The organism is Deltaproteobacteria bacterium, assembly GCA_013151915.1.
GTDB lineage: Bacteria > BMS3Abin14 > BMS3Abin14 > BMS3Abin14 > BMS3Abin14 > BMS3ABIN14.
Genome location: JAADHJ010000010.1, coordinates 46,437 through 58,664, shown reverse-complemented (window position 1 = coordinate 58,664; position 12,228 = coordinate 46,437). Strand labels below are relative to the sequence as shown.

Genomic DNA, 12,228 nt, shown 5'->3' with positions numbered 1-12,228 from the left:
TCCTCCTTAGGATTCGGCGGGTCCGTTGTGCCTTTTCTCCCGGTTCTTGGCCGTCTGCCAGAACCTTTCCATCTCCTCAATGTTCATGCCGTTAAGCGGCCGGTTTTTCTCCAATGCCATCTTCTCCATCACCTTAAACCTCCGCTGAAATTTTTCGATGGATCCTTCAAGGGCCTCTTCGGGGTGAATTTCCAGGAAGCGGGCCAGGTTAACGGCCATGAAGAGAAGGTCCCCGACCTCTTCTGTTACGGCCTTCTTGTCCTCGGACCTCAGGGCGGTCCGAATCTCCCCGATCTCCTCGTCGAGTTTTCCGAAAAGCTGGGAAACTTCCTCCCAATCGAAACCGTATGCCACCGCCTGTTCCTGGAGCCTCAGCGCCCTGTGCAGAATAGGGGTACCGTGATGCCTTTTCCGGATGTCCTTGCCCTCCTTGTCGGCCTTGATGCGTTCCCAGTGGAGGACGGCCTCCTCATCATTTGCCGCGGTTTCTCCTCCAAAGACGTGGGGATGCCTGCGTATGAGCTTGTCTGTAATCCCGCGTGCGACATCGTTAAGGTTAAAAAGTCCCGTCTCGCCGGCTATCTGGGCCTGGAGGACGATCTGAAGCAGAAGGTCCCCAAGTTCTTCAAGAATTTTATCGGAAGCTCCTCCCTGGATGGCATCCACCAGTTCATAGGCTTCCTCGATGATGTAGGGAATCAGGGAGGTGGGGGTCTGTTTTCGGTCCCATGGACACCCGTCGGGTCCGCGGAGCTGTGCAATGATCGCCTGAAGTTGGTTAATCGCCGGGTTTTCCTTTTCTGTCATGTTGCTCATCCGATGTCCTGTATTGTCGGGCTATCATTCGGCCACACGGCCTGGCGGGCTATTTCCCGTCAGTATGCCAACCACGGGTGAGGAAAACAATGGAGAATATGGATATAATCATATAAAACGGGAAAATGGTATTCAGGGGTGTTAGTTGCTATACTTTTCAGGGTAACTTCAGAGTCCAGAGTCCAGAGTCCAGAGGGATAGCCGGACACGAGGAGCGGCAATCTCATGATTGGCGGGACCGCGTCCGAATGAACGTCATTCCGGGAACTTTAAAGGAGCTCGAGGGGAAGTAGAGGTACTTGCAAGCATACTGTTTAAATTGGTATATTCAACGGCGAATTCTAAAAACGAGGACCTTGGAGAATGGTCCCTCGTGAGGGGTGGGTGCCCGGCGCTAACCATCTCCCTGCACAGGAGTGGCGTGCCGGCGCCTTTTTAGAGGTTGTCCGGTATGGGAGGAGCAGCCATGTCCGAAGAAAAGGACGGCGAAAAAAAGTTTAAGGTTGAGGACCGGAGGACTTCCCGTGGAGGTAAAGATGAGTCCGGGGGGAAAACCGCTGGTGAGGACAGCGCAAAGGAGTCGCCTGAAGCTCCGGAAGAAAAACAGCTCGACGACAGGAAGAGCAGTGCGCCTGGTGACAGGGCGCCCAAACTTGACTTCTCCACTTTCATCTTTTCTCTTTTCAGCTCAGCCCTTATCCAGTTGGGAGAGATGCCTGATCCCATCAATGGTAAGCAGGAGCAGAATCTGGAAGCAGCGAAACAGACGATTGACATCCTCGACATTCTGAAGGACAAGACAAAGGGGAATCTCGAGGAGGAGGAGAGGAAATTTTTTGAGAACGCCTCGGCTGAGCTGAAATGGAAATACCTGAATGCCGTAAAGGAGAAAGGGTGAGATCCCCGTTTTGAGAACGGTTACCGCCTGTTTTCTCCTGGCTCTCGCCATTTTCACTGTTTTTCCCCAGACGGCTGCTGCTGCCGAGGTAAGCGAGTTGACGGTCGATTTCCCCTTGGCCGATGTGCTCGATATGCCCCCGGGGGCCAGTGAGGGGGTTTCCCCCGGCGGACCTTCCGGGGCCCTTCCGGTGGGTGTCCGCGCCCCGTGGGAGAAGGACTGGTTCGCCTATCGTCAGAATGCGGTCAGGGGCGATCCGGGCGAGGCGAAAAAAAACCTCGGTAGAATTGTCAGCTACCGTGTTGAAACCGGGATTCCTGACCTTTATCTTCCTGCCGCGGCCCTTCTTCTGGAAGCGTCCCAGGCCATGGAGCAATCCCGGTATAAGAGTGCCTTAGAGCTGATCGATTACGCCGGAAAACTCGCCCCGGATTACCCCGCGCCGTTTTTTTTGAAAGCACAGGCCAGATGGCGGCAGAGCCGTCTGCGCGTCCTCGCCTCGCTCGACACGGTTCTGGAAGGATGGGGCGCGTTCTTCAAGGATTTTCGTTCCATCTTTCCATGGATTACGGGGTTGATGCTGTGGATTCTTTCCAGCGTGCTGGTTGCATCCATCGTGACGATCTTCCTGCTTTCGATCCGCGTTTTCCCGCGGGCTGCCCATGATCTTTCCCACATGATCCGGGTTCCCCAGTGGGTTTGGTACATCATCATCCCCGTTTTTCTTGGGATTCTGCTTCTGACCGGCATGGCGTTCATCATGTGGGTCATTCTGGCGGCTCTCCTGATGGTGGCCCATCTCCACTCCGGCGAACGTGTGGCCGTAGCCCTTGCGGTTCTCCTGCTCATCTCTCTGCCGTTGCTTGTCCATGTTCTCGCGCTGAACAACTCTTTTTTTGGTGGAGGAAGCGGCCTTACCGTCTACACGGCTGAGATGAGTGGAGAAGGGATCAGGACCATAGATGAACTCCACAAACTCCGCGTTCAGGATCCTGATAATGTGCAGATTCTCTCCACTCTCGCCGTCGTTCTCAAGCGGGGAGGAAAGGTCAGGGAGGCCGAATCCCTCCTGAGACAGGCGTTGGAAAAAGATCCGGAGTCACCCTCCATACTTAACAATCTGGCCAATGTGCTGATGGGGTCCGGGAGGTTCGCAGATTCCATTGATTTTTACAAAAGGGCGCTCCGATACAGCGATGACCCTCGCATCCACTACAACCTCAGTCAGGCGCTTCGTGAAAATCTGCAACTGGAAGAAGGTGAGAAGGAATTTCGACAGGCCCAGGAAATGGACCCCAAGCTCGCCGGGAGTCTTGCCGCTGATCAGCCGGGAGGGAAGCGCAGGATTACCATAGATATCTCCGGAAGCCTCATGGGATATCTTGAGGGCGCGGCTAAGCTTGATCCCGACGGGATCAGGTGGAGGGAGGGCCTCTGGTCGGATATCATACCGAAAGTACCCTTCGCGTTTTCATGGTTTGTATTTCCTCTCGCGGCCCTTCTTCTCTTCGCCGGTCGGCCGCTTGAAAGCCGACTGGCCACCGCCAACCGGTGCAGGCAGTGCGGCAGGCTTCACTGTCCAACATGCAGCGAGTCGAGCGATGAATCCTTCTGCTCGCAGTGCAGGCAGATTTTCCGGATCAGGACCGGCGTTGATCCTGCCAGTAGAGTCAGAAAAATGATGCAGATAATGCGCTTCAAGAGGAAAAGGGCGCTCCTTGCGAGATTTTTAACCATCCTTTTCCCGGGGATGGGGCACACCCTGCTTGGAGCCGGTTGGCAGTCCGTGGTCATGATTATCATCACCACATGTTTCTGGATGAAGTGGGTCCTGTGGTATGGGTTGTACAGGGACACGACAAACCTGGTATTCCAGACGGGACCAGAGTCCAGGATCCTGTTTATTACCCTTTTTGTCCTTTACTACGTAGCGGCCCTGTACAGTGTCGGCCGAAAGCTGGAGAAGGATTAGGGCAATGGCGCTTAAAGGCACTCTCAAGGATTTCGGCCTCTCAGATATCTTCCAGCTTATCTCACATCAGAGAAAGACGGGGATTCTCCAACTGGAGGACAAGGGGAAGAGCGTTGCCGTAACCTTCGACTCGGGAAAGGTCGTGAATGCCGAATCCGGCACCGCAAAGACCATCGCCAAGGAGAGGCTTGGCGATATTCTTCTCAAGTCCGGCCTGATCGATCGAACGCAGCTCGATGATGTCCTTGAGGAACAGGGAAGGACCATGAAGAAACTCGGCTATATCCTCCAGGAAAAGGGGTACATTACTTCCGAACAGTTTAAAGCGGTCCTGACTTTTCAGATCAGGGAAACTCTCTTCAAGATATTCCAGTGGACCAGCGGCAACTACCGTTTTGAGGGAGGGAAGGTCAGCTACGATACCCAACTGTTGACCCCGCTGGCGGCGGAATATGTACTCATGGAGGCCGCCCGAATGGTCGATGAATGGCCGGGTATCATGGGAAAGATTCCCTCATTGGATATAGTGTTCACCAGGCTTGCCAGTGCGGAGGATAAGATTCTTAGAAGGTCTCGGATGAGTGACCATGTGGAAAAGGATATTCCCGATATCGATGTTTTCGGTGGTGAAAAACCTAAGCCGAATGATGGGGATAAAATCCTGCTTACCGCCGAGCAGGAGATGGTTTTTGACCTCCTTGATGGCCGATGGACGGTTAGCGATATTGCATACCGATCGCTTCTCGGTGAGTTCGAGGCCGCCAGAATCCTCGTTGACCTTCTGGGATTCGGCCTTATCAAACCCGTCAAGGTACCGGCGTCAACGCCCAGAACCACCGAAAAAGAGGGAAAGACCGGAACGGGGAAAAGGATTTTTTCCATGGTCGTGACATTTGCGGTGTTTGCCGTTGTACTCTTTATCGCCTTTTCGGTCTTGAGCATTTCCGGCTACCGCCTTCTTCTTTTCTCAAGGCTGACATCCGAAAAAGCCGTCATTATAAAAAGATCCATCGCGGAAGCCCAGACATCGCGTCTGGATCTCGCCATGAATGTCTACCGTCTTGAGAAGGGAATCTACCCTGTGACTGCGGATGACCTTGTCCAAAGTGAATTTATTTTGCCATCGGACCTCACCTATCCCTTTGCTCAACCCTACACCGTCAGGGCGACTGACAATGGCCTGGTCTTCGGGATACCGGAAGATTGATAACTTTTTACAAAGTTATCAATGGACTTTTTGCGACCCTATCGGAATTTGAGGGAGAAGGGGTTTATTGGTGAAAAGGGCTCTTAAACTGAATAATGAACGCCAGGCCCGTGTCCTGACCGGGGATCTGGACAGCAACCTGAAGACTATCGAAAGGCTCACCGGGGTTCGCGTCGGCATCCGCGGGGAGAAGGTCTTCCTGGAAGGTCCGGAGGAAAAAGTTGACGAGGTAGGAAGGGTCATCAGCGACATTCTGGATACTGTTGACCGGGGGACCAGGATCACGCACGAAGAATTGGAGGGGTTGTTCGGGCAGATTGCGGGTGGAGGAAAACCTGAACTATCGGATCTCATGTCCCAGACGATCGTCATTTCTCCCCGGAAATCCATCGTGCCGAGGAGTGTCAACCAGAGGCTTTACCTCAAAAAAATACGGGAAGATGATATCGTGTTCGGGGTTGGGCCTGCAGGGACCGGTAAAACATATCTGGCCATGGCCGCCGCGGTGCTCTCCCTGGTGAGAAAGGAAGTGAGCAGGATCATTCTCGCGAGACCTGCGGTAGAGGCGGGTGAAAAACTGGGATTTCTCCCCGGAGATATATACGAGAAGGTCAATCCCTACCTTAGGCCGTTGTACGATGCCCTGTTTGAGATGCTCAGCTCCGAGAAAGCGCTGAAGCTCATCGACCGAGGTGTTATCGAAATAGCCCCCCTGGCCTTCATGCGGGGTCGAACCCTGAACGACTCGTTCGTAATTCTGGATGAGGCTCAGAATACAACCACCGAACAGATGAAGATGTTTCTGACGCGTCTGGGGTTTGATTCCAAGGCTGTCATCACGGGGGATATCACACAGATCGATCTTCCCGTGAGAACCTCGTCGGGTCTGGTCGAGGTTCTGGATATTCTCCATGGTATCGAAGGGATCAGCTTCGTGAACTTCGATGAAGGTGATGTGGTCCGGCATCCGCTTGTTCAGCAGGTCATAAGGGCCTACGAGAAAAGAGGGCTTTGACATGCCTAAACCGCAGGCGCCTGTAAAAGAGGAAAAAACGTCGGGTTCCGGATCTTTCAGGATAAAGCAGCTGTTTAAGTGGGACCGGGAAGTCCAATGGTCCGTCCTGTTCTGGGTAACCGTTGTACTTATCACCTACCTTCTCATTCCTTTCCGTCAATCGTCAAACGCGGACTACCAGCCAGGTGATATAGCGAAGAGCGACATCAAGGCGTCCAAGTCGATTCTCGTGGAGGATGAGGCTTCCACCCAGGCAAGGAGACTGGAGGCCAAGGCATCGGTTCTTGCTGTCTACGATTTCGACCGCAAGCAGGATCTCGAAACAATCAGTAAAATAAAGCTCTTTTTCCAGAAGATGCGGAACCTGCTCATGGATCAGCAGAGCGATGAAAAGGAACTGATCAGCAGGTACCGGAACGCCCCCAAGGAATCGAGGCCGCAGATTCAAGAGGAGCTCGACCTGTTCAGGAAACAGGCTGAGAAGGCGAGGGCGGAACCTGTTCGGGAGTTCATTGAATCCATGTCCATCGGGGTCTCTTTGGAACAGATGGCCCCCCTTCTCAACGATGGGTTCAGCGAGAAGAGCCAAATGATCCTCGTGGAATCCTTTCAGCCTATCCTCGGGATGGGCATCGTTTCAAACAGGGAACTTCTTCTCAAGGAGCGGGGAAGAGGTGTAGCAGTGAGGACGCTGGACGCTGTTACACAGGAGATGGTTCTGGACGATTTTTCCGGCATCCTCTCTCAAAAGGCCGCGAGGGCGCGGGTAAAAAAAGTGTTCTCCTCTGTTAAGTGGTCCAGACACGAACTCCGCCTCAAACAACTGCTTGAGGTTCTGGCACAGGACCTGGTACGCCCAAATTTTACCTTCAACCGCTCCGAAACCGAAGCGCGTCGGATCAAAGCGGTCACGGAGACGAAACCTGTCTATCTTCAGGTAAAAAGGGGAGAGGTCATAGTCAGGGCCGGTGATCCACTGACCGACGAAAAAATTGTCAAAATCCGGGCCTTGAGCCATTCCGGTCCCAGCGATGGGAGGGTCACCCTTATTCTGGGGCTTTTTATCCTTGTAGCCATTGTCCTTTTTACCTTCTTCCGGGTCCTTTTCCGGGTCGATCGGAAGGTAGCAACGGATACGCAAAGTCTCGTTATTCTTGTGGTGATTATTGCCTTCCAGGTGGTTTTGACGAAGGGTTCCCTGGCCTTCGTCCAGACGCTCGCCGCTACCTACACCGGTCTGACCCTGGCGACGTTAACGCTCGTGGTGCCGTTTTCCGCTGGAGCGATGATTGCCGCAACCCTTTTTCCCGTCAGAGTGGGCTTCATAGTCGCCGGCCTGACATCCATTTTTTCCGCCCTGCTGACTGAATGGAGCCTGATGACCTTCCTCTACTCATTCATCGGCGGGGTAGTCGCATCCTTCAGCGTAATTCACTGCCGCCAGAGGTCCTCCCTTGTCAAGGCGGGCCTGGCGGTGGGAGGGGTAAGCGCTCTTCTCGCTCTCGTCAACGTGCTCAAAAGCAGTGAGCTGTTTACCATCGGAACCCTATGGCAGCTGCCTTTTGCTGTTGGCGGCGGAATCGTTGCCTCTCTCATTGTTTCCCTCGCCCTTCCCATCATGGAATCCGGTTTTCGCGTGGGTACCGACATGAAACTCATGGAACTCGCCAACCTTAATCAGCCTATCCTCAAGAAGATGATCCTGAGGGCACCGGGAAGCTATCATCATAGCGTGCTTGTCGGGTCGCTTGCGGAAGCTGCCGCCGAGGAGATCGGGGCCAACCCGCTCCTGACCAAAGTTGCCGCCCTGTACCATGATGTGGGCAAGATCAACAAGCCCGAGTATTTTGTGGAAAACCAGGAAGGCCGGGGCAACCGTCATGAAAAACTTTCACCCAACATGAGCGCTCTGATTCTCACCGCCCATGTTAAGGACGGTGTGGAAGTGGCGCGGGAACAACACCTCCCCAGGAGGATGGTGGATATCATCAAACAGCATCACGGAACCCGCCTGATAACCTTCTTTTTCAATAAGGCCAAGGATATGGAAGACCCTTCCGTTCAGACTGTGGATGAAAGGGATTTTCGCTACTTCGGGCCCAAGCCCCAGAGCCGCGAGGCAGCCCTTATAATGCTGGCCGATGCAGTGGAGGCAGCCTCCAAGGTTCTGACGGATCCCACTCCTGCCAGGATTCGTGGACTGGTTCAGAAAATTATTAATGATATCTTCATCGACGGGCAACTGGATGAATCGGACCTGACCCTTAAGGACCTTCACCAGATCGCCAAAAGCTTCACCAGGACCATTACCGGTATTTTTCATCACAGGATTGACTATCCGGACCTTCGGGCCACTGCTGAGGAAAGGGATGATAAAAAGGGAAGAAAGACCATTGGTTCTGATAGAGAGCAGAACCACCGAGTCGAAACCGTACATGAGGATGTTGAAGATCCTGGCCTCCAGAATATTAAAAGACTTGGGCAGAGTTGATGGAGAATTGAGCCTATATCTAACCGATGACCGGGAGATCAGGGATCTCAACAGGCAGTACCGTGGAGTAGACAGTGCGACTGACGTTCTCTCTTTTTCCCAGCAGGAGGGTGAGGTCCTGTCTTCCGCCGGAGGGCCTTGCCTTCTCGGGGACGTGGTGATCTCAATGGATCGTGCCAAAGAGCAGGCGCGGGAGCTTGGAACGGACCTGGAGGTAGAGCTTCGAAGGCTGCTGGCCCATGGCGTTCTGCACCTTCTCGGATATGATCATGAGGGAAGTGAGGAAGAGGTGAATACCATGAGAAACCTGGAAGACCGATATGTCATCTGAACCGTCCCTCACCGGTATTTTGGTCCAGCCATAAGTAGTGAGGCGGATTATCATGCGGATGAAAACATTTGTGCGAAGACTTTTCGGTCTGCACGTCACGGAAGAGGAGATCCAGAGCCTCATTGAGGAAGGGGAGCAGGAAGGGGTTATCAACCGCGACGAACACGCTATGATCGATGCCGTCCTGGATCTCGATGAGACGCGCGTGCGGGAGGTCCTGGTCCCCAGGACCGATATCGTAGCCATTGAAAAGGATATGCCCCTCGAACAGGTTCTCGAGACGATTATCGCCGCCGGCCACAGCCGAATCCCGGTTTATGACGGGGATATCGACCATATCCTTGGAATCCTCTACGCGAAGGACCTGCTCAAGTACTGGGGCAAGACTCCGGATGAAATCAACCTGGGGAGTCTTTTCCACAAGGCCTACTTCATCCCGGAAGGAAAGACGATCGGGGATCTTCTGAAGGAGTTCAAGGCCAGGAGGGTTCACATGGCCGTCGCGGTTGACGAATACGGCGGGACAGCCGGCCTTATTACCATTGAAGATATTCTTGAGGAGATTGTCGGGGATATCCAGGATGAGTACGACGCAGAGGAGCAGATCCCGTTTACCAAATTGGATGATGGAAAATACATTTTTGACGCGCGGTTTCATATCGAGGATTTCGAGGACAAACTGGGTGTATCCCTTGCAAGGGGTGATTACGATACCTTGGGCGGTTTTATCAGCCACACTCTGGGACATGTGCCCGCGCGTGGAGAACAGTGTGAGGTGGGTTCTCTCCATTTTACAATTGAGGAGGCCGATGCCAGAAAGGTCACCAGGATACTGGTGACCAAGTCGGAAAACGGGGACTTTAAAACATAATGAGGGCCGGGCCTCTCGCCGGAATTCTTGCATCATCAGCGCTGTTGATCCTGACTTTCCCCGGACCTGACATGGGATGGTTGGCTCCGGTTGCCCTGGTTCCGCTTCTTTTCTCCGTCCGACGTTTGACTGCCGGAGCCGCCTTTTTTTACGGGTGGCTTGCCGGGTTCATCTGGTTTTTCGTTTCTCTGAACTGGATATCCCAGACTCTTTCCCGTTATGGTGGAATCCCCTTTCCATTCAATCAATTGGCCATTGTTATCCTGGGCGCCATCCTTGCCGTTTACCCGGGAGTGTTTACAGCGGTTGTTCCCCTTGTCAAAAAGGCAGGAGGTCCATGGCCGGCGATTATCCTTCCCTCGGTGTGGGTACTTACGGAAGCCGCCCGCTCCCGGTTTCCGGCCCCTTTCCCATGGCTTATTCTCGGATCCGGGTTCTGGAAAACATCCCCTGTCCTTCCCCTTTACGGGTTGGTGGGCGTCTTTGGGGTATCCTTCCTGTGCATCCTGGTGAGCGTTCTCCTGCTGGAAATTGTTGAATCGGTGGTGGAAGGAAACCGGCGCGGGTTTCTGACGAGAGTCGGTGTTTTACTTGTGTTGGCGACGTCCGTGTTTTCCCTGGGGCATTTTTCGGGGGACGAAGGGGCCCAACGCGAGATTACCGTAAGTGTTGTCCAGGGAGACTTCCCTCAGGAGATAAAGTGGGAGAAGTCCATGCGGGAGGAGACCCTTAACACCTATATCGGCCTTTCCCGTGGGGCTGACCTCAAGGGATCCGACCTCATTGTCTGGCCCGAGGCCGCTGTTCCATTTTATTATCAGACCGAGCAGGAGTTCGCCGACAGGATCCGCGATTTTACCCGGAAGGAGAAGGTTCATCTCGTCTTCGGCAGCCCCGCCTTTGGTGTCAGGGGCGGTGAACTGGTCTATTTCAACCGCGCATATCACATCGGCCCTGACGGCGATGAGGAATGGTACGACAAGGTCAGGCTTGTGCCGTTCGGGGAATACATTCCATTCCATCGTGTCCTGGGTTTTTTGGAGAAAATGGTTCCCGGTTCAGGGGAATTCATGCCGGGCCGCATGAAGGGGCCTTTCAGTACACCTGTTCCGGCTGGAACCCTCATCTGCTTCGAATCCACATTTCCTGACCTGGCCCGTGAGCAGGTCCGCCGTGGAGCGGAAATCCTTCTGAATTTAACCAACGATGCCTGGTTCGGAAAATCGTGGGGTCCGCACCAGCATCTTGCGGCCTCCGCCGTCAGGGCGGCCGAAAACGGCGTCCCGCTGATTCGGGCCGCTAATACGGGAATTTCGGCGATCTTCGACAGGAGAGGGCACATGGTTAAGTCCCTCGGCCTGTTCCGCAGGGGAACCATTACCGCCACGCTGGAAACGGGCGGGAAGAGGACCTTCTATTGCCGGGTGGGCGACCTGATTGTCTATATATCTGCCTTTGTGATAATATTAGCTATTTCAAGAAAACTTTTCGGGACAAGGAGAAAACCATGGAAAATCTGGAAGGATTCAAACTCGCCATAGGCAACGCAGCCGAAAAGCTGGACTCCCTCGGGAGGCATCTTTGACCTGGTTGGAAAAGCGGCCAAACTAAAGCAGCTTGAGAAGGATACCACCGCCCCGGATTTCTGGAAGGACCAGGAGAAAGCGCAGGTCAAGACCAGAGAGATCAGCCGGCTCAAGAGAGAAATCGATAGATCCGGACGCATTCGGGGAATGCTCGATGATCTTGGCGCCGCTGCTGAACTCATGGAAGAGGACAAGGATGGAGGCCCTGCTCTCCTGAAGGAATACCTCCCACTCCTTCAGGATGCTGAAAAAGCCCTTTCGGAGATGGAATTCGAATCGCTCCTCGGTGATGAGGCGGATTCGAGGAATGCGCTGTTGGCCATCAATCCGGGCGCGGGCGGGGTCGAGTCGCAGGATTGGGCGCAGAGCCTTTTCCGCATGTACATCAGATGGGCCGAGCGCAGGGGGTTTGCCTCTGAAATACTCGACCTTCAGCCGGCCGAGGAGGCAGGGATAAAGAGCGTGACCATAGCAGTTGAAGGGGATTACGCCTTCGGTTACCTGAAGGCGGAAATCGGGGTTCATCGTCTGGTTCGCATCTCCCCGTTCGATGCCAACAAAAGGCGGCACACCTCTTTTGCTTCGGTCTTTGTCTACCCTGAAGTTGAGGATGACATGGAAGTGGAGATTGAAGAAAAAGACCTTCGGATCGACACCTACAGATCAAGTGGAGCCGGGGGGCAGCATGTCAACGTAACAGACTCGGCCGTCAGGATCACCCATCTTCCGACCGGTATTGTCGTTACCTGCCAGAACGAGAGGTCCCAACACAAGAACAAGGCCACCGCCATGCGAATCCTTCGTGCAAGACTCTTTGAGCTGGCCAAGCGTGAAAGGGATGAGAAGTTTGCCAAGCTCCAGGAAGGGAAGAAAGAGATCGCCTGGGGCAGCCAGATACGCAGCTATGTTCTTCACCCCTACAGGATGGTCAAGGATCACAGGACCGGTTATGAGTCCGGGAACGCTGATGCGGTTCTGGATGGGGACCTGGACGGATTTATCCAGTCCTACCTGATAGAGAGTCTGGGGTGACGCAGACCT

At 53.9% G+C, this 12,228-nt stretch carries 10 protein-coding genes; 9 read left to right on the top strand and 1 reads right to left on the bottom strand.

Annotated elements, in window-relative coordinates; genetic code table 11:
* Positions 1–6: 6 nt before the first annotated feature.
* Entirely contained in the window at positions 7–816 is an 810-nt protein-coding gene (gene mazG / locus GXP52_02660) for a nucleoside triphosphate pyrophosphohydrolase (protein NOY86188.1), read from the bottom strand.
* Positions 817–1,282: 466 nt separating this feature from the next.
* On the opposite strand from mazG, the gene GXP52_02655 reads away from it, so the two are divergent.
* The 9 genes from GXP52_02655 to GXP52_02615 all read left to right on the top strand — a co-directional run bounded on the left by GXP52_02655 (position 1,283) and on the right by GXP52_02615 (position 12,219).
* Positions 1,283–1,714: a DUF1844 domain-containing protein gene (locus tag GXP52_02655; GenBank protein ID NOY86187.1), complete on the top strand. Its 432-nt coding sequence runs from the start codon at positions 1,283–1,285 to the stop codon at positions 1,712–1,714.
* A 10-nt stretch (positions 1,715–1,724) separates the two neighbouring features.
* On the top strand, positions 1,725–3,686 hold the full coding sequence (locus GXP52_02650) for a tetratricopeptide repeat protein (GenBank protein NOY86186.1): 1,962 nt from the start codon (positions 1,725–1,727) through the stop codon (positions 3,684–3,686).
* Positions 3,687–3,690: 4 nt separating this feature from the next.
* The gene (locus GXP52_02645; protein ID NOY86185.1) at positions 3,691–4,893 is read left to right on the top strand and encodes a DUF4388 domain-containing protein; all 1,203 of its coding nucleotides are present in this window, start codon (positions 3,691–3,693) and stop codon (positions 4,891–4,893) included.
* A 70-nt stretch (positions 4,894–4,963) separates the two neighbouring features.
* Positions 4,964–5,908 carry a PhoH family protein gene (locus GXP52_02640; protein ID NOY86184.1) on the top strand — a complete coding sequence of 315 codons (945 nt, stop codon included), beginning with the start codon at positions 4,964–4,966 and terminating at the stop codon, positions 5,906–5,908.
* A 1-nt stretch (position 5,909) separates the two neighbouring features.
* The gene (locus GXP52_02635; protein ID NOY86183.1) at positions 5,910–8,399 is read left to right on the top strand and encodes an HDIG domain-containing protein; all 2,490 of its coding nucleotides are present in this window, start codon (positions 5,910–5,912) and stop codon (positions 8,397–8,399) included.
* Entirely contained in the window at positions 8,278–8,730 is a 453-nt protein-coding gene (gene ybeY / locus GXP52_02630; GenBank protein ID NOY86182.1) for an rRNA maturation RNase YbeY, read from the top strand. Before GXP52_02635 ends, ybeY begins: the two co-directional genes overlap by 122 nt.
* A 52-nt stretch (positions 8,731–8,782) precedes the next feature.
* A complete protein-coding gene (locus GXP52_02625) occupies positions 8,783–9,601 on the top strand; it encodes an HlyC/CorC family transporter (GenBank protein NOY86181.1) in 819 nt (272 codons plus the stop codon).
* Entirely contained in the window at positions 9,601–11,142 is a 1,542-nt protein-coding gene (gene lnt, locus GXP52_02620) for an apolipoprotein N-acyltransferase (GenBank protein NOY86180.1), read from the top strand. The genes GXP52_02625 and lnt overlap by 1 nt, the downstream gene beginning before the upstream one ends.
* A protein-coding gene (locus GXP52_02615) for a peptide chain release factor 2 (protein NOY86179.1) occupies positions 11,109–12,219 on the top strand; the annotation gives its coding sequence in 2 pieces (ribosomal slippage) (positions 11,109–11,171 and positions 11,173–12,219; 1,110 coding nt in all). Before lnt ends, GXP52_02615 begins: the two co-directional genes overlap by 34 nt.
* Positions 12,220–12,228: the final 9 nt, after the last annotated feature.

Excerpts from the sequence above, each read along its gene's own strand:
- mazG (NOY86188.1), bottom strand. The coding sequence starts at position 816 with ATGAGCAACATGACAGAAAAGGAAAACCCGGCGATTAACCAACTTCAG.
- GXP52_02655 (NOY86187.1), top strand. The coding sequence starts at position 1,283 with ATGTCCGAAGAAAAGGACGGCGAAAAAAAGTTTAAGGTTGAGGACCGG.
- GXP52_02645 (NOY86185.1), top strand. The coding sequence starts at position 3,691 with ATGGCGCTTAAAGGCACTCTCAAGGATTTCGGCCTCTCAGATATCTTC.
- GXP52_02635 (NOY86183.1), top strand. The coding sequence starts at position 5,910 with ATGCCTAAACCGCAGGCGCCTGTAAAAGAGGAAAAAACGTCGGGTTCC.
- ybeY (NOY86182.1), top strand. The coding sequence starts at position 8,278 with ATGATAAAAAGGGAAGAAAGACCATTGGTTCTGATAGAGAGCAGAACC.
- GXP52_02625 (NOY86181.1), top strand. The coding sequence starts at position 8,783 with ATGCGGATGAAAACATTTGTGCGAAGACTTTTCGGTCTGCACGTCACG.
- lnt (NOY86180.1), top strand. The coding sequence starts at position 9,601 with ATGAGGGCCGGGCCTCTCGCCGGAATTCTTGCATCATCAGCGCTGTTG.